19 protein-coding genes and 1 pseudogene are annotated in these 23,784 nt (G+C 38.2%); 4 read left to right on the forward strand and 16 right to left on the reverse strand.

Annotated elements, in window-relative coordinates; genetic code table 11:
- Positions 1–64: 64 nt before the first annotated feature.
- Both rimM and EDC17_RS11165 read right to left on the reverse strand, forming a co-directional pair.
- Positions 65–592: a ribosome maturation factor RimM gene (rimM, locus tag EDC17_RS11160; RefSeq protein ID WP_132778154.1), complete on the reverse strand. Its 528-nt coding sequence runs from the start codon at positions 590–592 to the stop codon at positions 65–67.
- A gap of 126 nt (positions 593–718) precedes the next feature.
- Positions 719–1,243, reverse strand: a complete 525-nt coding sequence (locus EDC17_RS11165; RefSeq protein WP_132778155.1) for a 30S ribosomal protein S16 — start codon at positions 1,241–1,243, stop codon at positions 719–721.
- A 172-nt stretch (positions 1,244–1,415) separates the two neighbouring features.
- Between EDC17_RS11165 and EDC17_RS11170 the strand changes: the two genes are divergently transcribed.
- Together EDC17_RS11170 and EDC17_RS11175 are read left to right on the forward strand one after the other, a co-directional pair.
- On the forward strand, positions 1,416–4,778 hold the full coding sequence (locus EDC17_RS11170; protein WP_132778156.1) for a UvrD-helicase domain-containing protein: 3,363 nt from the start codon (positions 1,416–1,418) through the stop codon (positions 4,776–4,778).
- A 53-nt stretch (positions 4,779–4,831) separates the two neighbouring features.
- The gene (locus EDC17_RS11175; RefSeq protein ID WP_132778157.1) at positions 4,832–7,717 is read left to right on the forward strand and encodes a PD-(D/E)XK nuclease family protein; all 2,886 of its coding nucleotides are present in this window, start codon (positions 4,832–4,834) and stop codon (positions 7,715–7,717) included.
- Positions 7,718–7,760: 43 nt separating this feature from the next.
- On the opposite strand, the gene EDC17_RS11180 is transcribed toward EDC17_RS11175, so the two are convergent.
- The 5 genes and pseudogenes from EDC17_RS11180 to EDC17_RS11200 form a co-directional block, all read right to left on the reverse strand.
- Positions 7,761–8,627 (reverse strand): cupin-like domain-containing protein, encoded by an 867-nt coding sequence (locus EDC17_RS11180; protein ID WP_132778158.1) that lies wholly within the window; start codon positions 8,625–8,627, stop codon positions 7,761–7,763.
- 175 nt (positions 8,628–8,802) lie between these two features.
- On the reverse strand, positions 8,803–9,351 hold the full coding sequence (locus EDC17_RS11185) for a hypothetical protein (protein ID WP_243646130.1): 549 nt from the start codon (positions 9,349–9,351) through the stop codon (positions 8,803–8,805).
- A gap of 1 nt (position 9,352) precedes the next feature.
- A pseudogene (locus tag EDC17_RS17510) lies at positions 9,353–9,607 on the reverse strand (gliding motility-associated lipoprotein); the annotation flags it as partial.
- Between the two features lie 201 nt (positions 9,608–9,808).
- Positions 9,809–10,576, reverse strand: coding sequence for a uroporphyrinogen-III synthase (locus EDC17_RS11195; RefSeq protein WP_132778160.1), 768 nt, complete (start codon positions 10,574–10,576; stop codon positions 9,809–9,811).
- Positions 10,577–10,582: 6 nt separating this feature from the next.
- Positions 10,583–11,575, reverse strand: a complete 993-nt coding sequence (locus tag EDC17_RS11200) for a DUF4271 domain-containing protein (RefSeq protein ID WP_132778161.1) — start codon at positions 11,573–11,575, stop codon at positions 10,583–10,585.
- 45 nt (positions 11,576–11,620) lie between these two features.
- Between EDC17_RS11200 and EDC17_RS11205 the strand changes: the two genes are divergently transcribed.
- On the forward strand, positions 11,621–12,190 hold the full coding sequence (locus EDC17_RS11205) for a DNA-3-methyladenine glycosylase I (RefSeq protein WP_207895748.1): 570 nt from the start codon (positions 11,621–11,623) through the stop codon (positions 12,188–12,190).
- On the opposite strand, the gene hpt is transcribed toward EDC17_RS11205, so the two are convergent.
- From hpt to EDC17_RS11220, 4 genes are all read right to left on the reverse strand, one after another.
- Complete coding sequence (gene hpt / locus EDC17_RS11210) at positions 12,187–12,732, reverse strand: hypoxanthine phosphoribosyltransferase (protein ID WP_132778162.1); 546 nt, start codon at positions 12,730–12,732, stop codon at positions 12,187–12,189. The two genes, EDC17_RS11205 and hpt, sit on opposite strands and share 4 nt — an antisense overlap.
- Positions 12,732–14,222 (reverse strand): biosynthetic peptidoglycan transglycosylase, encoded by a 1,491-nt coding sequence (locus tag EDC17_RS11215; protein ID WP_243646131.1) that lies wholly within the window; start codon positions 14,220–14,222, stop codon positions 12,732–12,734. The genes hpt and EDC17_RS11215 overlap by 1 nt, the downstream gene beginning before the upstream one ends.
- Before the next feature lie 12 nt (positions 14,223–14,234).
- On the reverse strand, positions 14,235–14,771 hold the full coding sequence (locus EDC17_RS17290) for an AsmA family protein (protein WP_243646132.1): 537 nt from the start codon (positions 14,769–14,771) through the stop codon (positions 14,235–14,237).
- Positions 14,772–14,834: 63 nt separating this feature from the next.
- On the reverse strand, positions 14,835–15,644 hold the full coding sequence (locus EDC17_RS11220) for a DUF3575 domain-containing protein (RefSeq protein ID WP_132778163.1): 810 nt from the start codon (positions 15,642–15,644) through the stop codon (positions 14,835–14,837).
- A 160-nt stretch (positions 15,645–15,804) separates the two neighbouring features.
- Here EDC17_RS11220 and EDC17_RS11225 point away from each other — a divergent pair, with 160 nt between their 5' ends.
- A complete protein-coding gene (locus tag EDC17_RS11225; protein ID WP_132778164.1) occupies positions 15,805–16,866 on the forward strand; it encodes an Mrp/NBP35 family ATP-binding protein in 1,062 nt (353 codons plus the stop codon).
- Between the two features lie 88 nt (positions 16,867–16,954).
- Here EDC17_RS11225 and EDC17_RS11230 read toward each other — a convergent pair whose 3' ends face one another.
- The 5 genes from EDC17_RS11230 to EDC17_RS17070 form a co-directional block, all read right to left on the reverse strand.
- Entirely contained in the window at positions 16,955–17,638 is a 684-nt protein-coding gene (locus EDC17_RS11230; RefSeq protein ID WP_165894406.1) for an energy transducer TonB, read from the reverse strand.
- Positions 17,639–17,699: 61 nt separating this feature from the next.
- The gene (locus tag EDC17_RS11235) at positions 17,700–18,563 is read right to left on the reverse strand and encodes a DUF1735 domain-containing protein (protein ID WP_132778166.1); all 864 of its coding nucleotides are present in this window, start codon (positions 18,561–18,563) and stop codon (positions 17,700–17,702) included.
- Positions 18,564–18,571: 8 nt separating this feature from the next.
- The gene (locus EDC17_RS11240) at positions 18,572–20,167 is read right to left on the reverse strand and encodes a SusD/RagB family nutrient-binding outer membrane lipoprotein (protein WP_165894407.1); all 1,596 of its coding nucleotides are present in this window, start codon (positions 20,165–20,167) and stop codon (positions 18,572–18,574) included.
- Between the two features lie 19 nt (positions 20,168–20,186).
- A complete protein-coding gene (locus EDC17_RS11245) occupies positions 20,187–22,706 on the reverse strand; it encodes a SusC/RagA family TonB-linked outer membrane protein (protein ID WP_207895749.1) in 2,520 nt (839 codons plus the stop codon).
- Positions 22,657–23,319 carry a carboxypeptidase-like regulatory domain-containing protein gene (locus EDC17_RS17070; protein WP_207895750.1) on the reverse strand — a complete coding sequence of 221 codons (663 nt, stop codon included), beginning with the start codon at positions 23,317–23,319 and terminating at the stop codon, positions 22,657–22,659. Before EDC17_RS17070 ends, EDC17_RS11245 begins: the two co-directional genes overlap by 50 nt.
- Between the last annotated feature and the right edge of the window lie 465 nt (positions 23,320–23,784).

Raw genomic sequence — 23,784 nt, forward strand, 5'->3', positions numbered from 1 at the left:
TCCTGCAATGAAAGCAAGAAAATATTGACTAAAACAAAAAAGGAAAGATATTAACTTTCCTTTTCTATTCTCTATATAAATCCACCAAACCTTCGGGTAAATCTACTTCGACAATTTCCTCCTCTCCATCTATTCCGAGAATTAAATCTTCGGACAGCGGAAACATGAGTTGTTTACCATCTTCCAATTCAACCGTAGCGATAAATTGCTGCGGCATCTCCCGTACATCGATTATCTCGCCCAGTTCGCCATGTTCTTCGTCAATGACCAAAAAACCTACTAAATCCGTCCATCTAAAATCATCTGGATCACGCTCAGGCATTTTGTCATTCGGCAAATACATTTTTTTGTGCACTAAAGCTTTCGCTTTATCGATATGATCTACATCTTCAAATGTAGCGTAGGCAGTACTATTTTTTTGTAATTTGATTGTATTTACAAAATAGGGCACCAGTTTTTTGTTGACTTCCAGAAAAATGACATCCAGCTCCAAATCATCGTAATCTTCAAATTCAAAAAACAATTGAACCTCTCCTTTCAAACCCCGCGTCTTAGATACATATCCGATGTAAAAACTTTCTTCTGTAGTCATATTTCAAAAATAAAAAGTCAAAAATAATAAAATAATGGCACAGCAACTTCATCCTACAGCCATTTAAATAACTAAAAAAGCCGATTCAACGTGTGAACCGGCTTCTTTGAATACTGTATGAAAGGATTAACCTTCAGTTTCTTCAGTGTTTTCAGTAGCTTCCGCTTCTTCAGCTGGTGCCTCCTCAGCAGCAGGTGCATTTTTAGCAGCGATAGCTTCAGCTTTAGCAGCTTTTTTAACAGCCTCAGCAGCTAATGCAGCTTTTTTAGCTTCATCTTTAGCGTTAGCAAGACCATCTTTTTTACCAGAAATTTGAGATTCTTTAGACGCAGTCCAAGCAGCAAATTTCTCTTCTAAAGCAGCCTCATCAAAAGCACCTTTTTTCAAACCACCTTGCAAGTGTTTTTTGTACAATACACCTTTGTAAGAAAGGATAGCACGAGCTGTGTCTGTAGGTTGCGCACCTTTGTTCATCCAATCCAAAGCTTTGTCAAAATCCAAAACGATAGTCGCTGGGTTTGTGTTTGGGTTATAAGAACCGATACGTTCGATGAATTTACCATCACGTGGAGCACGTGAATCTGCTACTACTAGGTGGTAAAAAGGACGTCCTTTTTTACCATGTCTTTGCAATCTGATTTTAGTTGCCATGTTTTATTATTTTTTTATGTATTCAACATATCCCCCGTACTTCATGTAAGAGGGGACGCAAAGATAAAAAGTTTTTCTGAAACTAAAAAGCTTTAAATGAGGGGTCTTACTATTTCTCTTGTCGAAGACGTAATTTTAGTGTATTTTCAATCTTCCAAATCACAGTATTATAATGACTCATGTTGCTCCTTTAAAAATTCTTAAAGCTTCTGCGGGTTCCGGCAAAACATTCAGCCTGACCTTACATTACATCACCCTTCTCTTGTCCAATGAAAATAGATACAGAGAGATTTTGGCAGTGACCTTTACCAACAAGGCGACAGCGGAGATGAAAGAACGTATTCTTTCGGTTTTGCAGGGACTAACCCGAGTTAATTTTGAACGTCTACCGGCTAAAAAGCAGAAAGAAATCCAGCATTTTGAGCAACTCATCATAGAACAAAATCCAAGCTGGTCGGCTGCTCTCATTCAAGAAAAAGCCCAGCGTGTGTACCGCAAAATATTACACGACTACAGTCATTTTACGATTAGCACGATAGATGGTTTCTCCCAAAAAGTAATACGCTCATTCACCTATGAACTGAATTTGGACGCCGCATACAAAATTGAGATGAACACCAATAAGGTCAAGACCGATTTGACCATTATGTTGAATCAATTATTGGACGAAAAACCCGAACTGTTGGAGTGGATAATTGAATATGCGGAAAAGAAAATCAACAATAATGAAAACTGGAATTACCGCACGCAGCTGAGTCAATTGGCGGGTTTAATTTTCAGCGAAAATTTTCAGGAATTTGATGGTGCGCTCGCTTCTGCAGACACCAATCAGATTTTCAATCTCCTCAACAAAGAGATTGTAGAGAAAACCAAGTCCTACCTGGACAGCCTGAGTCTGGCGATTCAATCCTATCAAGAAGTATTCAAGTCATTGCATGTAGATGCCGATGAGATGAAAGGTAAATCGCGGAATCCACTCATTTCGGCCAATAACATTTCTTCTCAGGTCAACAAACTATCGACCTCGGACCTCATCAAAATCATTGGCAAATTCACTAGCTTAATAAATGACGAAAACGCATATACTGATACATCCAAGAATGTACGCTACGATCTGATTGCAGACTTTAAGCCGATTTTGGATCAATTCCATGCTTTAGAACAGCTATTACCGACTTACATCGCTTATCAGTCCGTACAGGCTAATCTTTATTATCTGCGTCTACTCAAAGAAATGTCAGATTTATTGAGCAGCTGGCGAAAAGAGAATTCGGCGCAATTGATATCCGACTCACAAATCTTATTGAACAAGCTCGGTCTTGATGCGCACAATGACCCTACATTCGTGTGGGAAAAAATAGGTAATCGCTATAATTATTTCCTATTTGACGAATTTCAAGACACTTCGCGCATACAATGGAAAAACTATAGTCCATTGTTATTAAATGCATTGAGTAATACGCAAGGTCAACAACACGAACACCTGATTGTCGGTGATGTCAAACAAAGCATTTACCGCTGGCGTAATGGTGACTGGCGTATTCTCTTGCAACAAGTCGAGGAACAGGTTGCACAGATTTTTCATCTTGATGAAGAAGGTAAGGCTCAATTTATACACAACGGTAATCTCGAAACGAATTTCCGCAGTCTTCCCAACATCATACGATTCAACAACTATCTGTATCAAACTATTCCGACGCACATGCAACATGCGCTCAATGATATTGCGAAGCAAGAACTGTCGGAAGAGGGACTACGCTGGTGGACACAAGCGAAAAATGACAGTATGCTCATCCGAGCTTATGAAAATAGTGCGCAAGAAATCCCTGAGTTCAAATTGCAGGATCCTAGCAAAAATGGTTCTATTGAGATCGAATACATCGAGGTCGAAAATAGCCGATTCAGAGCCAACCAAGTACAAGAAGATTCGGTTCAGAAACTATGCGAAAAAGTGGGTTCCTGGATATCGTCAGGGAGATACGAACCCAAACAAATTGGCATTCTTGTTCGCAGCAATAAGCAAGCGATGTTGGTGATTCAGAAACTGATGGAATATAAAAATACCACCGGTATTCCATTCGATGTCATATCTGGAGACGCCCTATCGCTCAATTCGAATGACGCGGTAAATCTACTTGTCGAGACACTCAAAGCATTTGTGTACAACAGCAACCAACACGTGATACATCACGCTCGGATGGCTTATCTGTACCAAATCATTCAAAATAACACCTGTTTTGATGGGACAGCATGGCTGGATTTTAAGCAGAATAATATAAAAAACCTGAAAAGCCTGCTTCCAGAACGCTTAATTGAAGATTGGGAAGTATGGCAAAAGCTTCCTTTGGTCCATTTGGTAGAAAAGCTTATTGAAATATTTGGGTTCACCTCCAAGAATAATGTACACCTACCTTATATCCTTACTTTCAAAGATATTGTCGGCAACTTTACGGCCAACGGTGAAAGAGGCATCAACCAATTTATCGAATTTTGGGAAGAAGATGGAAACAAAGCGGTGTTGCCTTCTAGCGGTAAAGTAAATGCGATCGAAGTGACTACCATTCACAAATCAAAGGGATTGGCTTATGATGTAGTCATGATTCCTTTCTGCTCTTGGACGCTAGATGGTATGACGAATGGTGATTTTTGGATTAACACGGTTAATACACCTTTTGCACAGCTCGGCCGTATTCCGATAAAATATAATAGTGCCGTAGGAAAATCTATTTTCTATCAACAATACTTTGAAGAAAAGCTCTTCAACTATATGGATACGCTGAACACCCTTTATGTGGCGACAACGCGTGCCGTCGAACATATTTACATTACAGCACCTGCCTTTTCTTGTGATAAAAAGACAGGCGAAACCAAAATATGCAATGATTTGATTTCTGATGTGATGTATCAGGTGTTGGAACACCAGAATGCACCTTTTCGTTTAGAAGAAAATAAACTGTCCATCGATCATATCATCACCAAGCAAAAGGATGGCGAATCAGACTTTGGCGCATATACTTTGGTATCTCAATATCCAATTTCGGTGGCAATGGAAAATGCCTTAAATAAAAATACCAAACGCAGCATCAACACCATTCTAATGCTGGAAAAAGCGGCACAATATGGCATTCTCGCCCATGAAGTGATGGCTGAAGCATCCAAAGAATCCGATATACAAAAAATCATTGATCGCTATATCGACGAAGGTGTACTCGCGAAGGAAAATAAAGAGGTATTAGAGAAAGAAATCTACCTGATATGGCATCATCCCCAAATCAATCCCTGGTTGACGGGTGATTACAAAATTTGGAACGAATCGGCTATTATCACGGCGGATGGGAGCACATTGCGGCCTGACAAAGTATTTACCAAAGAAGATGAAACTATTATTCTGGATTTCAAATTCACAGGCGACAACTATATCGAACATAAAACGCAGATCGATCAATACATGAAGGCTTTACAGAATTTAGGGCTCAAAAATGTCCGTGGATTTTTGTTTTATGCCAAAGGCGGGGATTTAGTAGAGGTCAAGTAAATAAACACACGTCATATCGACCACAAGGAGATATCTAAGAAATATAGAATATAATGAATTCATTTTTAGCACTAGTAGCTCAAGATATCAAACAACGCTTTGGTTCAAATCTCTCCGACATAGCGATTGTTTTTAACAATAAACGTCCTATCACTTATCTCAAGAAGCATCTTGCCGATACGTATGGACATGCCATTTGGTCACCGCAATTTTATACGATTCAAGAATTTTTTGCGCTGTCCTCCGATGCAGAGCAGGTGAGTCCACTCACTCAATTCTTCTATTTGTACGAGTTGCACAACGAATTATTGGCCCAAGAAGGCCATAAGCCGGAGACGTTGGAGGAATTTTATCCTATTGCGGAGATAATCCTAAGTGATTTTAGTCAATTAGACTACGATTTAGTCAATATTGATCACATCTACATGGAACTGTATGACACTAGCAAGATTGATATTGAATTCCAACATCTGACCAAAGAACAGCAAGATTTTATAAAGCAATTTTGGCAATCTTTTAGCATCTCTGGACACACGGGCATTCAAGAGCGTTTTCTGAAATTATGGAAAAGACTCCCCGTATTATACCGATTATTTAAACAAAAACTTGCTGCCCATAATCAAACCAATTTTCCGACCATCTATAGGCAGTTGGCTAATGGCGAGCTGAGTACGGCATTTACTGCGCCATTCAAACAAATACTTTTCGTTGGATTCAATGCCTTAAATAATGCCGAGGCAAAGCTTTTTAAGCAATGGCAAGATGAAGGCAAGGCTTTATTTTACTTCGATGCGGATGCGTATTATTTGGAGGACACCCAACAAGAAGCGGGTCTGTTCATCCGAAGGAATATCTTCCAGACCGGGCTACAAAATGCTTTAGGCGATGTTCCCAATATCATTGGCAATCGTTCCGATGCTATTCATCTTTATGCTTCGACCGGAAAAGTGAGTCAGACCAAGTTACTTCACGACGTATTGATTAAAAACAATATTTTGTGCAGCTGCAAGAGCCATGCTATTTTATTGGCGGACGAATCCTTGTTAGTCCCGTTATTACAGAGTTTGCCCGATACTAAGGTGAATATCACTACCGGATTTCCCCTTACCCAATCACCGATTTTTGGGATTCTAGACTTATGGATGAAAGTGCATGAGCAGATTTCACACCTCAGAAAGAAGAAAATTCCTTTTCAGGATGTGGAAACGTTTTTGAATAATCCGTTGACTAAGACGTCCAGCCAAGAAAAAACTGAACTCCAAACTTTCATTGCTCAAAAGCAATTATTTGATATTGATATCCAAGATATCCATATACGCACTTCGGTGTTACCACATTTCTTCCGACCGTTGGCGTCCTCCAAAGATGTGATTCCGACCCTGGCCCATATTCTGCAGAATGTGCTGGAATCATTGGCTCAAGACACACAAATCAAACAGATAGATGCCAACCTACTGATCGAGACGCAAAAAGTACTGAACCAATTGCAATTGGGATTTGATAAGATACCACAGCTCAGCATTCTATTCCAAATAGGGTTAATACGTAAAGCTATTGCCCCTATCAATTCAGCAATCGAAGGGGATCCTTTGGATGGCATACAAATCATGGGACTGCTCGAGAGCCGCTGTCTTAATTTTGACAATGTCTATATTTTGGGTGTCAATGAAGGTATTTTACCAAAAATATCGAGCGCGGCGACTTTTCTTCCAAACACCTTGCGTAGAGCTTATGGGCTGCCGATTCTAGAGAACCAGGATGCCCTATCAGCCTATTTGTTCTATCGTCATCTTCAATATAGCACAGGAATACATTTGTTCTATAACAGTATAGTAGATGAAAGCAGCACAGGCGAAGAAAGCCGATTCATACGTCAGCTAGAGTTTGAAAGTAATTTCAATTTCCTCAAACAGCAACAGCAGCAGCCAATTCTTTTTCCGCCTAAAGAGGAAGAACTCATCGTTCCCAAGACGGGTAAAGTTTGGGATTATATGCGTGCAAAATACATTGACGGGCAGGCTAAAATTTCAGCCACCGCGTTGACGACATATTTGCAATCCCCTTTGCAATTTTTCTTCAAGCACGTAGCCGAAATCAAAGAACCGCCCCGTATATCGCAGGAGTTTGAAATGAATTTGCTTGGCACAGTTATTCACAATGTCATGGAGGAAATATTGAAGCCCTACAAAGGGCTCGAGGACTTCACTCCTACATCTGTGCTCTTGGACAAAATCCCTGAGATAGACGGTCTCATCCTAGCCGAAATTGCAGAGCAATATAGTTTAGATTGTAAGGAAATCAACGATCTCAGTAGTTTGCAGCGTATCATGCATAAGATCGCTCGTGAATACTTAAAAATGTATTTGGAGTACGATGCTTCCAATTTCCAATCCTTTCGCATCATCGAATTGGAAAATGATCAGGATTACGTTATTTCTTTGCCGATTCAAATCAATGGACAGGTAGAGCACGTAAATATATACGGTATCATCGACCGTGTAGATCAAGTGGTGACCGATCTAGGCGAAATAAAAACCCGCATTGTGGATTACAAAACAGGGGCTGATGCCGTCAAATTTACCTCCATGGATAAAGTGTTTGCGGCTAACACAGAGAATAAAGCTTTGGTGCAAACATTGTTTTATGCTTTTGTCTTCGAACAAAAAACGGGAATACGGAATTTGGAACCGAATCTGTATGTAGCCCGCAAGATGCGCGAAGAAGGGACGCTATTCTATGGAAGCCGTGGCGCACTGATGGAAGGAGATTTTCTAGCACAACAGAAAGAAGAGTTTGTAGGCTTCCTGATAAGTACGCTAGAAGAAATCTTTAATCCGGATATTCCATTTAAGCATAATCCGGATGCCCATATCTATGAGTCTGATCCCTATACTTTATTCTATCGTAATGCGATAAAAGAAGAAGAAGAAAGTGAATGATAACAAAATGGGCGAATTTAGATCCGCCCATTTTATTTATTTGTTATTTATAACGCCTCATTGCTTTATTTGCTCTTTGCGTAGCTTTTTCAATTTTGTACTGCAACCATTTATCTTTAAAAATCTTTCGCATCGTATCATCAAAATGACGGGTAATGAATAGATTTCGAGCACCTTTTAATTTCTCGCCCAACGAATTTGCCAATGCGCGTACAGAGATGGAATACCCCTCCGTCTCGTACTGAATATAATGCCACCAACCGGCAGGCATATAACAGGTATCACCGGGACCAATTACCGCTTCATAACCATTCAGATATTGTAGCGCAGGATATTCTTCCACAGAACTAGTCTTTAAATTCGTTATACTGTGAAAATTATAAGGCAATTTGTACATCAGATCTGATTGCTCATTTGGAAACAACCAAATACGTTTGTAGCCCTGAAATTGAGAAATGAACACATGCGACATGTCAATATCGAAATGGTTACGTGTAGCCGAGCCCTCACCTCCAAAAAACATATAAGGTAACCCTTGAATAACTTTACCTCCTGTTACATCATTGTATATTAAATCTTTTTTTAGCTCTGGTCTAATTTTCAATAAATTAAATAAGAAAAGACGTAACTCAGTCGGCTCTGTACTAATTTTATCTAAATATTCGGCAAAAGTCATTTTACCAACTGGTGGACTAGCTGCGTAATTATGACCTTCTTCTTCCCTTCCGTAAACATCGATTTTAACATCACCAGCTATTTCCTTGAAATAGTCATAACTCCATTTTGTCCAACATGCGCTATCCTTACTAATAAAATCTTTTAAGATAACAGGCTGACCTTTGTTAAGATAATCTCGAACAAAATCATTTGGAGATATTCCAGAAATACTATCAACAGGTTTTAGTTTCACAAGCTTTTAGTTTTTTACCTTTAAGTACAAACATAAAAAAAAATATTTCTACATTTTTAACACAATCCATATTTTATAATCCATATCCAACAGACCTTTAATATGTTGTTAAAATTAGTAGAAATATTGTTAATATTCTAGCGATAATAGTCACCATTTAGTAGGACCACAAGTCCTACTCATAGTCCATAAGTGCTTTTTTGATACGCTCAGACTCCAATAGTCGATCTAAATCATTCTGTATGTAATCTTTAATCCGCAAGTCTTCTGAATTGGATTGTTTAACGATATAACTATAAAACAATCTTTTGATAAATACATCATCGTAGCTCAATCCAGTGGCATCATTATTTCTATTTACCACTTCCTTATTGACCAATACATGTTTTGCTTCAGGAAAATAAATCCAAAAAGCAGGGGTTGCATCTATCTGCGGGCCAAAGGCAGGAGCTGCCACCGCTGGAATAGGCGGCTGAGTTGTTTCATTAGCCCCAGCTTGTGCGGATTGTGCGGGCTGCACAGCAAACGGATCAAAAGGGTCCGCATTGCTCGCTGCCGCAGCGATCGGCATATCAAAATCTACTGCTGCGCCGGGTATCTGCGGAGTAATCAAGGGTGCAATACCAATGATACGAGGTTCGAATACTGAACGTTGTTTGTCGAAAATCATCTCTAACCCATTGCACGAATTGTCTGTACTCGCTATTGGATATTTCGGTATCATCGATGTAAAAAGGAGCGATTGTCACTTGGCGGTTTTGTGCCGTCTGTGCATAAGTGATATCTTCATCAGACTGCCCCATAATAAATGTTCCACCTGGTACTAAGACCATACCATATGGTGTTTTACTCGTTTTCAGTTTATTTAATCGGACACCTACTAATTCCCCATTGTTAGTGGAAGTTTTACAGCTCACAGACACGGTAATTATAATAAGCGCAACCAGAAATTTATAAATCTTCAAATGATTAATAATCATAAGTTTTCAGCATATAGGTTAGTTCAACAGACAAAACATTACAGTAATGCGCATAAAAATAAGTTAATTAATGCATTTAAAGAATTTTAATTAAAAAAACTTACAAAAAATCACAGTAAACTTTAGGGGCAACATGGATAAAAAAAAGGCAATATTGAATACAATATTGCCTTTTTTGAAATCTTTATGCTTAAATAAGAATTACTTATTTACCAATTTTATGTACTGCTCTACAGCCATTGTCATACTTGGAGCCGTCGGCGTAGGAGCAGGAATATCTAAGATAAGACCTTTGTCCAATAGTGCCTGTTGGGTCGAAGTACCGAACGCTGCGATACGCGTATTGTTTTGAATAAAATCCGGGAAATTCTCGTACAAGGATTGCACACTTGAAGGACTAAAGAATACGATTACATCGTAAAACACATCCTTCAGATCGGTGATGTCACTGATGACGGTGCGAAAAAGAACAGCTGGCGTAGAATTGTAACCATTCTCCTGTAGCCAATTTTGCGTTTCTTCATTTGCTACATCAGAACATGGGAAAAGGAACTTTTCTTTGCTGTGTTTTTTCAATACTTCCTCTAGATCCTTAGCGGTTTGCTTACCGAAGAAAATTTTACGCTTGCGATACTGAATGTATTTTTGCAAATACAACGCTATAGCTTCAGAGATACAGAAATATTTCATCTCAGCAGAAACTTCAAAACGCATCTCTTCGCATACTCTGAAAAAATGGTCTACCGCATTCTTACTCGTGAAAATTACTGCCGTGTGCTCAGCAAAATTAATACGCTCTTTTCTGATTTCTTTTGCAGGAACTCCCTCCACATGTATAAAACCACGAAAATCTAATTTCAAGTTATATTTATCCGCTAAAGCGAAATAAGGTGACTTGTCATTTTCTGGTCTTGGCAACGTAACTAAGATACTTTTTACTTTCTTAGCTCTAGCAACATCAAACTGCATAAACTCTTATTTATTTGTTAGTGTTTTCACTAATATTAAAATCGGTGCTATTTCTAGAGCACAAAGATAAAGAATTAAGTAAAAGATTGAAAACTTTAGATTACCTAATAAACTCCAAGCCGTACGTATTAGTCGATAAGAAAATAGCAAAACAGTACATACAACAAGGAAAATGAGCAAATAATCCAGGTAAAAAAAAGGCAAAAAAATGACTAAAATTAATAATGGGGTAAGAAATATCATACTGTTGAAGTATACTACATACAAAACAGTGATATAATCACGAGCTAATTTTTCGGCTTCAAAAATAACTGAAATAAACCTAATTAGTAACAACTTAGCTACAAAAAGGACACCAATAAATCCCGATAATCGGATGAAATTATTGAATGTCAAGAATGAAATATTCTCCTTGGCACCAAAATATATCACCGCAAAGAGCCCTAACGATAAGCTAAAAATTATATACAAAAATATGTACGGCCAGGAGGTCAATACATTGTCTTCCTTACTTATCTGCAATAAGATCCGTTCGTTATAATACCCATATATTATATTAAGAAATGTAGGGTAGAAAAATACTCGAACCATCCCCAGACATATAAGAATCAACAAAAGCACCCCGATGAGCCAAGATGGTCGATAGGCTTTCTTAAATACGGGGGCCACATCCTTATCTTTCTTGAGCTTGTCCATTTTACTGAACCATGCTTGCAGATCGGTATATTCGATTTCGATCATGCGCAGCACACTATCCTGTACATAATTCACAGCGGGCTTTTGCGCTGTATCGATAAATACATAGTCAAATGTGCTTACCGCAGGTGTATCCAGGCTTTCCACTTGTGTGGAATCCATAGGTAACTGGAAATTGTTGGTATGAGCCGACAATACCGAAGATGAGGAAATCAAAAAAATGACCGTCCACAAAAGCACATTATACAATCCAAAGTATTGCTTATTTTTTATAATTTGCTCTAAATATGTAATCCTTATCATTTGATGTCAAAGGTAGGGTTTAGAACTAAATTTTTTAAATACAATATGATAACTCCTTCACTCCACCGCTGTCCTTGGTGCGGCACTGATGAATTATATGTAGAATATCATGACAAAGAATGGGGAAGACAGGTTAAGGATGACCAAACCCTATTCGAATTCTTAATCTTAGAATCCGCGCAGGCTGGCTTGAGCTGGATTACAATTCTTCGTCGTCGCGAGGGCTACAGACGGCTATTTGCTGATTTTGACGTACATCGAGTCGCTGCATTTACAGCTGATGATGTCGACCGTATTGTATTAGACCCCGCAATTATCAGACACCGGGGCAAGATAGAAGCCGCGATACAAAATGCAAAAATATTTATAGCCATTCAGCAAGAATTCGGATCTTTCTATACGTATCTATACCGATTCATGCCCGAAAATAAGCGTTTAGAAAATAGAAGATCGTCGATGAGAGACATTCCTGTCGATTCGGAAGAATCCAAAGCTATAGCGAAAGATTTGAAAAAACGGGGAGTAAAATTTTTCGGGAGTACCATCTGCTATGCTTACATGCAAGCGGTAGGCATGGTCAATGACCATTTGCTAGATTGTGACTTTAGGGATTAACCTCCTAAAGTCACTTCTTTGTATATATCTTTGAGGTTACGATAATAGCCGTTATAATCCAACCCATAACCAATCACAAATTCCTTCTCGATCTCAAAACCCACATATTCGATATTATCGAAGTCATACTGCAGACAAGAAGGTTTCATCAGCAAAGTGCAAACAGCAATCTCCTTTACATTTTCACGTTCCAAAGCCTCAATGGTATGCTTCAAGGAATTACCACTATCGACAACATCTTCCACAATTATTACATGCCGATCTGTCAAATCAATACCTACACCAATTAATTGTGAGATCTGCCTCTGGTCCGTGCCCACATAGGATGCTAGCTTGACGAAACTCATCTCACTGGGAATATCAATTTCCTTCATAAGGTCCGCCATAAACATAAAACAACCATTCAATACACCAATAAATACAGGATTTTTGTCCGCATACTTACGGCTTATGTCGATACCGATTAATCGGATGCGTTTTTTTATCTGTTCATAACTAATAAAAGGCTCAAAGCAAAGGTTGTTTATCTCGATTTTATCCATTATTGTCTTATCAATTTATCTAAGAGCGATTTTCGCGCCTGCTCTTCGGCTTCCAATTCTTTGATGATTAATTCTTGCTCGTTATCCATATCCCACGTTACCGTATCGCGCATTACAGGTGCTTTGGGACGCAAATTCGATTGCAATACAACTTCGTAGAATCCATAATTTTCAGGCACCGAAACATTATCCAACTCCCCGAGTTTACGCATAATAGAACCGTAGGTGTTGAAATGTCGCTGCACCCAGCCTTTGAGATGTCCGGTATAATCAAATGATGATAGCCCGGTCTTTGGTCGGGGAATAATACTTGACAAAAATAGACTCTCTCCCAGCGTCAAGTCCTCGGGCTGTTTCTTGAAATAATAGTTTGCTGCCTCCGTGATACCATACACATTCTTACCCCATTCGATGACATTGAGATAAATCTCAAAAAGCCTATCCTTACTCACCCGCCCGGATGCTTCCATCATCCAAACCAATAAAATCTCCTCAAACTTTCGATTCAATGTCTTCTTACGATTCAAAAACACATTTTTTATCAGCTGCATGGATATCGTACTAGCACCGCGTTTGAACTTTTTTTCTTTGATATTGGTAGCAATAGAAAGTTTGAAAGCCTCCATTTCAAAACCATTGTGTTTATAAAAAAATGGATCTTCGGTATTACGCACGGTAGTTTTTAATACGTAAGGAATTTGGCCCAATCGTCTAAAGTTCGGATTCTCTGGTCCTACTAAAAATTGTCTCACACGGACAGTATCATCATAAGCGTCATAGACAAAGGATGTATTTAACGAATCGATATTGGCAGCTCCCCACTGGATTATCTTTAAGTCCGCATCATCAATTTTGGACTCAAACTTAATGTCATCCGGCTTGTCTAGATTAACCGAAAAATCCAAATCGTAAGCAATACTCCCTTCGACTTTGACCCCATCTATATTCTGAAACAATCCTCTCGGCAAGGCATCAAAAAAATCCTGCGCCTGAAATACACCCGTATGCAATGATAAATCTACTTGGTTATCGGGTTTGAGCGTCACCTTCACCTGCGGTGATACTTCAAAGTCTTTCACACGTATCGTCGAATTATCTTTCAAAGCGATATAATTCTCAGCAAACTGAATCCCTCCCGACATCTCGGCTTGAGGAAGAATAATCGTGGAGTCCGAAAGTCTATGATGGGTTACTTTTAAGTTTTCATACGCAAAAGCACCATCTATTTCAAGCAGTTTCTTATTTATTTTCTTAACATCTTTCAGGTCGAATATCAACTTATCAAAACTGACCGCCAGTCCATACTTACCATATAAAAACGGTAATTCGACATCAGGCTCTTTCGACGACACTTCCACACGCATGCGCTGATCTTCCGCTTGTACCTTGCCCTCCAGCAGCCACTCGGCCTCTTCATCATTCAGAAAAACAGAAGACGAAAACTTACCCGAATTCATGACCGCTTGAGGAACGGTGATCCGCTGAGCCATGCGATCATCCTTTTAAGACAATTCGAAATTCTCCAGATCTAAGTCATCCGGAATAAGCGAAAAGAACTGTGTGGCCAACCGATCCGCCAAATCGGCAAACCCTTTGGAAGTGTTTGTTTCGGGTTCTGGGACTGTGGGATCTTTTTTCTTGAATAGAAAATCATAATTGCTCAAGGAGTCTTTTTTTACGAAAGAGACGGCCCCATTCTTTACACCAAGTCCACCCACCTTGATATCCCCCCAAATCAAAGGCATCAGTTTTACCGTCACCGAAAACTTTTCCATGGTAGCGAGTGTGTCTCGATCCTTCGGAACAACGAGTAAATTTTCGAACTCAACCGTATTAAGTCCTGCAAAACGATATGTATCTACTTTAAAATCGACTTCATATTCTTGACGTAATTTTTCTTTTACTTTTACAACAGCGCTATCCAGATAACCTTGGCGCTTGGACATCCCCACGGCAAAGCCTATCCCCAAAAGTAGCAGAAAGCTACCTATGCCTATGAAAAGCCATTTCTTCCGAGTATCCCTAAAAAAATCAATCATGAATCTTTATTTAAAATTCTAAATAAAAATAGAGTTTATTGTCGAATAGTAAAGCAAGAATGATCAAAAACTAAATCCAATAGATAATCCACTTCGAATATTTGCCCAAGGACTTTTGTTTACTTTAATATCAGCCCCATTGCCATGCACCGAGAAATCCACATTAAATTTCAATGGCAGATCATCGAGACTCTCTTGCAGTTCTTCGAGCTGTTGATTTAATCCGTTCTGTTCATCGGCATTCAAGGTAATTCTACCCGCCAGATTACCACGGGACTGACCATATCCCGGACCTAATATCCGCCAATCCAAATGTATATTCTTGGTCAATCTAAAGTTAAATCCGGCAGACAAACCCATCGAAAAAGTTGATAGATCTCCTTTAAATAAGATAGTTTCTTGCCTATCATAAAGTACCTGCCCTTGGTACGCAATCGTCACGTCATACGCATAAGGCACATTGAAATCATATTTGGCAAATTTCATGTACGGAGCGATATAAAATCCATTTCCGTATCCTCTCTTGGAAAGGTAGAATCGGACTTCGGGTGTGAAACTCGTGGTGCTAGTTTCTAAGTCCTGCAAAAAAGTATTTACGGTCTCATCGTCTATAATATCAGTCAAAACCGACCTGTAAGGCATCTTACCACTTGGTCTCCAACCTACCGCCGCAGCAACAGCAATTTTTTTGTTCAAAACCCGCTCATATTCCAAAGTAATATTTCCGGATAGCAGCGGAACCACATTCCATCGTATGTGATTCAGATTATAGGTATTTTCTGGCATTCTATCTTCCTGTTGTGGATTTACATCTTGTGCAAATGACAATTGCATCGCCAACAGCGAAGAGCAGATCAGAATAAGGTATTTCATAGTAGAGTAAATGTTAAAGCGCAAAGCTAAAAATTAAGCACGAATTTAAAACCTCAATAAGAATCGTTTCGACTATCCAGATTTGCTTACTTTAAAACAGTGAAATGACAAGATTTGTTGAGTATATTCTTAGCTTTGTACAAAAAAGAATTTATTAACCATGACAATTACACAAGAACAAGTATTGCATGCGCTTAGTCACGTTGAAGAGCCGGATCTTAAAAAGGATCTTGTCACTCTTCACATGATTCAAAACATTGAAATACTGCCCAATAAAATAAAATTTGATGTAGTACTCACTACACCAGCATGTCCACTCAAAGCCCACATCGAACATGCATGTCGTAATGCGATTGGCTTATTTATCAGCAAAGACATTGAGGTTGAAATCAACATGACATCGCGCGTGACGAGCGTGGATCCTAACCAACTGAAAGGTATAAAAAATATAATTTTAGTATCATCGGGTAAGGGTGGTGTAGGCAAATCTACAGTTGCCAGCAACTTGGCTTTAGCCTTGGCAGCTACAGGCGCAAAGACAGGCTTATTGGATGCCGATATTTACGGTCCATCATTGCCTATCATGTTTGGTCTAGAAGGGGCAAAACCGCTTGCTACACAAATGCCTGATGGTTCAACAAAAATTGAACCTATCGAAAAATTTGGGTTGAAGTTACTTTCAATTGGCTTCTTTACGGATCCCAATCAACCTATTCCTTGGCGCGGCCCTATGGCGACTTCCGCGATCAAACAACTTTTCAACGATGCGGATTGGGGTGCTTTGGACTACCTTATCGTTGATATGCCTCCAGGTACGGGTGATATCCACATTACGGTATCGCAAACTTATCCTATCTCGGGAGCTGTAATCGTGACGACTCCTCAACATGTTGCAATAGCTGATGCCATCAAAGGTATAGGTATGTACAAAATGGAAGGAATTAATGTCCCTATTTTGGGAATCGTGGAGAATATGGCGTATTTTATCCCGGCGGAGTTTCCAGATCACAAATACTTTATCTTTGGAAAAGATGGTGGTAAGCGCCTAGCAGAAGAAAATAAAATCCCATTCTTAGGAGAAGTTCCATTGGTAAAAGCAGTTTCGGACGCTGGGGACAATGGTTTTCCTATTGTATTGGACACTGATGAGGCCGTAAGTGAGGCATATAAAAGCATAGCCGGCAAAGTTGCTCAAGAATTGAGCATTTTGGCAAATAGATAAAAAAGGAAGGGTGTAGATTTACATCCTTCCTTTTTAATAAGTATTTTTACATTACTGACGTTTTGATTGGATGAATGCTCTACTTCGATTACATTACATGTCTTCTAAACTCTTTCAAGGATAGCGTAAAGGGAAAGGAAGTTTTACTTAAAACAGGCTTTCCTATTTCGGTGGTCGCAGGCAACCATTTCCCTGCACGTTTTAATGCGCGTATTGCTGCCTCTTCTATATCATACCCAGGATTCTTTAATATTTTAATATTCGAAAGAGTGCCATCTACTTTCACATCAAAAGTTAATTCAAAATCACCTTGTATTCCGGCATTTATAGCCTTTTCCGGATATCTAAAATTCTCAAGGAATTTCTTTTTGAAATTTTCTAACCCCATAGCTGGCTCAGGTGTAGTAGAAATAAATAAGGAAGCCCTGGGCACCCCCAATTCATAAGGTAATTTCATCCAATGAGCTGTAGCTTTACCATTTTTGTAGGCAGGAGTCCATCCACCAGCTGACTTTATCGACTTAATTAAATCAAAAGCAACTTTTTCATTTAAATCTTTAACTATATTAAATGAATCTGTAACTCCCTTTTCATTAATGCGAAATTCTAGAACTATCGTTCCCTTTTTATCCACAAACTTTTCATTCGAATCGAAATCTTTATATAAATAATCAAAGAACATTTCTATACCACCTGGAGGTACCGGTTTGGAAGTTTGACAAAATATAGAAAGTGGAAATGCAAATAACAGAAATAATAGAGTGATTCTCATAATCATAATTTTTAGAATGAGTAAAAAAAGTGAGGGAAATTTATTCCCTCACCATATATCTCTATCTTGGACCTGTATAAGTAAATGTCTCCTCAAAAGTACGTCCACCATTTCCTTGTTTCCAATAAACGGTTAATACTTTTGTAGTTGGATTCCAATTACTTCTTGTATCTTGAGGAGTTTGAACACCTAAAGAGGGACATTCTACAGTAACATGATTAGTAGAAGGATTTACAGTATAGTATACTTCATTAGAATAAGTACCCAATAAACCTGGCGTAAGCTTTAATCTATTTGCTCCTACAGTTACTAATTTAACGGATTTAGTTGCGCTAGGAACCAAAGAGGTATTCGCTGAAGTCGTCAATGTATATGATCCATCATAAGGATTTTTACCGCTTATGGCAGCTACAATTTGTCCAAAGTTTCCAGAAATAACACCAGAAGAAACTGAGCTTATCTTAAATCCTAATGCGTAATCTTCATCGAACGTGAATTGATCAGGTTTCAAGTTTAATGGAATAATTGCTTCACGCTCACCACTCTTAATTGTCACCTCTGATGACGGCAATGAGTATTGAGAAGTGGGTAGAGCTACATATTCGGTTTCATTTTCCTCATTGTACTTATTTAATAAGGAATTATCTATTGAAATATTTACCTTAATATCAGTAGTTGCGGGTTTAGCACCAACACATTTTAATACCAAATTCAGAACGCCTTCCGGATCCATATCAAATGAAAGCGCATACAATGGTATACTGCTTGTCACATCCGATGCGGGTGCTGCAAGGTTGCCAAATTCAATAATATTATCCACTGCTCCATCTGCATCAGGACCTATCAATTCTTTATCCTTTAAACAGGATGTTGTAATTAATGGTAGGATGAGCGCTATAGTTATATATTTAATAATCTTTTTCATAATTGTAATTATTTTGCCCAGAAAATTTTAGAAGAAAATTTATCCACTTCAGGTACATTTTTTTGATTATATGCGAATTCCGTATTTGGATAAAGGATTCTTGTAGGAAGTCTATCCGGTGTTGTTGCTGTTGATCCATAAGAAACAAATGTATTTCTCGCATTTGCTTTATTATTATTTGGATATGGCTGGTTAGTAGCAGGATTAATTATAGAAGGATATGCTGTTCTTCTAAATTCATTCCATGCTTCGTGTCCAAATTGGAAATTAAAAGCAATATACTTTTGGGTAATAATAGCTTCAATTTTTTGCTCATTTGAAGTCGCCAAATCAAAATTCACTAATGCTGAAGTACTATTATCAGCTTTGTAAGCAGCTAAATAATCCGTAGCATTTACAGTTGCAGTAATTGCTCCTGCTTCATTTTTGTACAGATAATTATAACTTGCTTTAATTCCGTCTTCAAATGGAACTTTAGCATCACCACTCATTATGCCCCTTACTTTAGCCTCTGCCTCTAGAAACTTAGCCTCTGCTAGTAACATAATAGGTTGACCTGCAGATGGTCCTTTCACAATACCAATGCCTCTATAGTTAGTAGAACTAATTGTACCTGATGTCGGTCTTAAAACCCATGCAGAAGGAGCGATACCTGTAGGAGGATCATCCTGATCTCCTAATTGGTTCTTTGGTACACTAATACCATTTGCAAATGTAACATTTGCTCTTCCTTCGTCATCCAATTTATAACCATCATAGAATGAAACTATAAAGTATGTTGGGACAAATTGAGTACCCCAAGTACCCACTGCAGCACCACTAGCAACATAAGCCCACTGATTCCACATAGGATTCTGCTTACCATCTATTTTTGTAAATGTAGGTTGTACAATAGCATCATCTGTTAATACTCCCACAGCATCAATCGTTTCATTTGCAAAAGCAACTTTACCTTTACCTTTAAGGACAAGCTTTAACTTTAATGTATTTGCAAAACGAGCCCAATTAGTAATATTCCCTTTAAACAATACATCTGCATTAGAAAAGGATGATGGTGCTGTACCAGATTTAAACCAAGCTATCGCCTGGTCTAACTTCGAAGCTAGATCCGCATAAATCTCCTCTGCAGCATCATATTTAGGATGGACAATTTCATTACCTTTTAAAGCCTCTGAGTATGGTACATCATTATACGTGTCAACCAAGTTTGCAAAATTGTAAGCTTTCATGACTTGAGCAGCATGATGATAGGCAGCAAGCGCGTCATTTTCTGCCGTTTGCGTAATTACATATTCATAATCTAACAGGTTATTATAGGTATTTGACCATAATCCTGCTTCATTTGCTGTAGAGTAATTATAATCCAAAAATCCATTTCCCCATCCAGACACACCTCCTGCATTCGCAAAGTACATAATTCTGCTACCATACGTATTATAAGGAAGGAGTATTTGAGAGGTATTTACCAAAGCTTGTGGCAACACTAATTCAGGTGTTGATTCAGTGGCCTGATTCGGATTATCATTAATATTTAGTACCTTGTCACAGGAAGTAAATGCTAAGGATAAACACAATCCGAATGAAATATATTTAATTTTATTCAACGTTATCATATCTTTTCAATTAAAAAGTTAAAGAAACTGAGAAACCCAAGTATCTTGATGGCGGTGTTTGACCTAATCCAGTTAAACCAATTGCGTTACCATTAGCAGCACCATTCCCATCAGAATATTCTGGATCTGTGTAGACATTTGTAGATGGTGTCCATAAGAATAAGTTTCTACCCTGTGCACTAATACGAGCAGCTTTCACAACACTATTGCCTAGAATTGATTTTGGCAAATTATATGATAGTGACATTTCTCTGATTTTCCAGAATGCCGCAGATGTAATGTAAGTCTCATCGATATCTGTTCTTTGAGGTCCCATAGTCCAATAATCAGCTCCACCATCTCTTACTGTAACATTTGTATTAGCAACATACGTACCAGTTGCTTCATCCCAATATGAGGAATTAGGTATTACAAAACGTTCTCTATCATAAGAGACAGTATTTATACCAGCTCCTGAGAAATCAAATGAGCCACCTCCATTGTTGAAAATATAATTTCCCGTTCTGTATTCTGCACTAGTATAGAATGTTAAATCCTTATAGGATAAAGTCATATTCAAGCCTAATGTATGTGTAGGCAATGCTGGCCCTAAATTGATTAATCCTTCAGTTTGACTAGGGTAACCTGTGATCTTGTCTACTATTATTCTTCCTTGATCGTCTCTTTGATACCCGTACCCTTTTAATATTGGGAATTTCTCACCAGCAATGGCGTATGAACCTGTAGTACCTCCATAAGTTCCTAAAGCTAGTTCTTCCAAACCTTCCGCTACCTCTTCTACTCTATTGTCAATATAAGTGAAATTACCTCCTAATGTTAAATCCCAATCAGTAGTACGAATTGGAGATATTGAAAGTCTGGTTTCAACCCCTTTTCCTGATGTAACACCGGCATTTAGTAAATAAGAACTATATCCAGTAGCCCAAGAAATATTAGTTGGAACAGTATTATCTGTTGTTCTATTACTGAAATAGGTTAAATCTGCAGACACACGATTATTCCACCACGCAGATTCAAAACCGATTTCAAAAGATCTAGTCATCTCAGGTTTTAACCCTTGTTGAATTACTTGGTTACCTAAAGTAAATCCTCCCATACCATTATAAGGGAAGCCGGCCCCTTGACTGAATGTTGGTAGCAAACTATATGCCCCAAAGTTTGAAAAGTTGCCTACGTTTACTTGTCCTACTTTAGACCAGCTTGTTCTTAATTTCAAGAAATTCAAGTACTCTAATCCTTGTAAAGATTCTATAGCATCTGTTGCCACGAAAGACAAAGTCGCACCAGGATAGAAGAAAGATCTATTCTCTGGATCCAAAATAGAAACCCAGTCATTTCTTCCCGTTAAACTTAAGAATAAATAATTCTTATACGCCACGTCTACTTTTCCTGCTAAACCAAATATTCGAGATAGATATTGACTTTGTGAAGCAGAAGGTGGATTTAAACTATTCCCCAAATTATACAAATCATCTAATACTAGACCATTTACAGAAGCTCCTAGACCTGAGTTTTGATTTTGCACATATTGGAATAAAGCAGTATAATCAAATTTAAAATCTCCTTCTGTATGTGTTGCGTGAGCCGTAAAATCACTGACGATGTTCGTTGTGTAATTGAATCCATCACTTACACTACCCGCAATATTTTGAGATTTATATGCCCCATGCAAACCAGCAGCATAAGGAGTATAATTAAATTTACCAACTGTATTCTTGAATGACTGATTTTGTGTGGTCATACCGACACGTCCCATAAAGTCTAACCATTCTAATGGTTTAAAGTCCAATTGAACATTACCCATTAAATAGTCATTACGCGTATTTGCACGATTATTCTCTGCTACAAAATATGGATTGTTATAATAGGCATTATAATAACCATTAGGATTAGCAAACGGATTGTTTCTCCAATCCTTATAACCCAATAAATTAATATGTCCAGGAGATTGAAGAACATTATCGTAGATAGTAGCATTTGCAGAGGTTATGTCATATCTATTTTGCGCATAATATGCGGTATAACTAACATCTAAGTTATCATGCACTTTTCGAGTACCGTTTAAACGAGCTGAAGCACGATTATACTTATCAAAGGCAACAGTACCTGAAGAACCTAAATATTGACCAGAGAAACGGAAAGATCCCTTTTCGTCTTTTGAACCAATTGAGATATTGGTCATATTCGTAGCACCTGTCTCCCAAAACTTATCTTTATCCCCAGTCCATGAATAAGCACCTGTTTGTGTACTTCCATCTTCCAATGGATCACCTATTAATACCGTTGAACCATCAAAAGCTGGACCATACTGTTGATTTTCATAAGCTACATAATAAGGATAAAATGCAGCATATCCCGATCCAAAACGCTTTTGCATTTGAGGGAGAAATACAATGTCTTCAAAAGTTGTAGTATTCTCTACTACAACCTCAAAACCATCAGATGAAGCTCCTTTCTTAGTCTTAATGATCAAGGCACCATTAGATGCTTGAGAACCGTAAAGTGCAGCAGCTGAAGAGCCATTTAGCAACCGTAATATCCTCTACATCATCAGGGTTAAGATTCCCTAGCATTGACGATGGAGATATCACATTATCAATTACGACAAGAGCCTGGTTATTACCAGTTAATGAACGCATACCACGAAGCATAACCCGATAGTTTGGATTAACACCCGAGCCAACCCCTTGAACGGTCAAACCTGCTACTTTACCAGTTAAGCCTGTAACAATATTTGTTGGCCTAGCCTGTTGCAAATCTTCTGCTTTAATCGTGGTTTGTGCCGCACCTATGGATCTTCTTGAAGCCGTTAAACCCGCACCTGTTACAACAATCTCATCTAAGACATTGTTTGCGTCAGAAAGCACAACATTAATTACAGAAGAGTTTCCTATAAGAACTGTCTGAGACGTAAATCCAACGTAGGATACAGACAGCCTTGCACCTTGAGGAACATTGATTGTGAAATTACCTGAGCCATCAGTTTGAGTAGCTACGTTTCCTCCAATGACTGATACTGAAGCTCCAGCAATTGGAGCGCCCTCAGGCGAAGTAACTTTACCACTCACTTGACGTGTTTGAGCGTACGACACACTTGTTATGCATGCTGCCGCCAAAATTGTTGTGAGTAACTTTTGTTTCATAATATTAGTTTTTTGTTTAGTAGTAAGTATAAGATCTGACAAGTATCAGTCTTATTTAAACTACGCTAACATAACTATTTTAACGTTAAATGTTAAAATATTTAACATTTTTCTCAAAAAAATATTATTATTTTATGAAATAAGTTATTCATTGACCGTTTGTACTTCTCAAAACAAATATTTTCAATAAAAGAAGAAAAAATATTTAAGTATAAATACCAACTATCTTAATTATATAAACTTGCCAAAATTAATTTTAACTTTTTTTTAACAAAAATTTTAAAAGTTAGAGAACCGTAATTTGTAATCTTTAAGAACAAAAATATAATTAAACCTTCTTAAATAGACGTTTGAAAAGTCGGTTTATAGAAAATAGAGCATTCATATTAATTGCCTTCTACCCAATAGAATGCGCTTTATGGAATTAAATCAAGACATTATGCAGGGATAAAAAAAAGGGGCTGT

Source organism: Sphingobacterium alimentarium (assembly GCF_004342685.1).
GTDB lineage: Bacteria > Bacteroidota > Bacteroidia > Sphingobacteriales > Sphingobacteriaceae > Sphingobacterium > Sphingobacterium alimentarium.

Coding starts and splice junctions, on each gene's coding strand:
- rimM (WP_132778154.1), bottom strand. CDS start 592: ATGACTACAGAAGAAAGTTTTTACATCGGATATGTATCTAAGACGCGG.
- EDC17_RS11165 (WP_132778155.1), bottom strand. CDS start 1,243: ATGGCAACTAAAATCAGATTGCAAAGACATGGTAAAAAAGGACGTCCT.
- EDC17_RS11170 (WP_132778156.1), top strand. CDS start 1,416: ATGACTCATGTTGCTCCTTTAAAAATTCTTAAAGCTTCTGCGGGTTCC.
- EDC17_RS11175 (WP_132778157.1), top strand. CDS start 4,832: ATGAATTCATTTTTAGCACTAGTAGCTCAAGATATCAAACAACGCTTT.
- EDC17_RS11185 (WP_243646130.1), bottom strand. CDS start 9,351: ATGATACCGAAATATCCAATAGCGAGTACAGACAATTCGTGCAATGGG.
- EDC17_RS11195 (WP_132778160.1), bottom strand. CDS start 10,576: ATGCAGTTTGATGTTGCTAGAGCTAAGAAAGTAAAAAGTATCTTAGTT.
- EDC17_RS11200 (WP_132778161.1), bottom strand. CDS start 11,575: ATGATAAGGATTACATATTTAGAGCAAATTATAAAAAATAAGCAATAC.
- EDC17_RS11205 (WP_207895748.1), top strand. CDS start 11,621: ATGATAACTCCTTCACTCCACCGCTGTCCTTGGTGCGGCACTGATGAA.
- hpt (WP_132778162.1), bottom strand. CDS start 12,732: ATGGATAAAATCGAGATAAACAACCTTTGCTTTGAGCCTTTTATTAGT.
- EDC17_RS11215 (WP_243646131.1), bottom strand. CDS start 14,222: ATGGCTCAGCGGATCACCGTTCCTCAAGCGGTCATGAATTCGGGTAAG.
- EDC17_RS17290 (WP_243646132.1), bottom strand. CDS start 14,771: ATGATTGATTTTTTTAGGGATACTCGGAAGAAATGGCTTTTCATAGGC.
- EDC17_RS11220 (WP_132778163.1), bottom strand. CDS start 15,644: ATGAAATACCTTATTCTGATCTGCTCTTCGCTGTTGGCGATGCAATTG.
- EDC17_RS11225 (WP_132778164.1), top strand. CDS start 15,805: ATGACAATTACACAAGAACAAGTATTGCATGCGCTTAGTCACGTTGAA.
- EDC17_RS11230 (WP_165894406.1), bottom strand. CDS start 17,638: ATGAGAATCACTCTATTATTTCTGTTATTTGCATTTCCACTTTCTATA.
- EDC17_RS11235 (WP_132778166.1), bottom strand. CDS start 18,563: ATGAAAAAGATTATTAAATATATAACTATAGCGCTCATCCTACCATTA.
- EDC17_RS17070 (WP_207895750.1), bottom strand. CDS start 23,319: ATGAAACAAAAGTTACTCACAACAATTTTGGCGGCAGCATGCATAACA.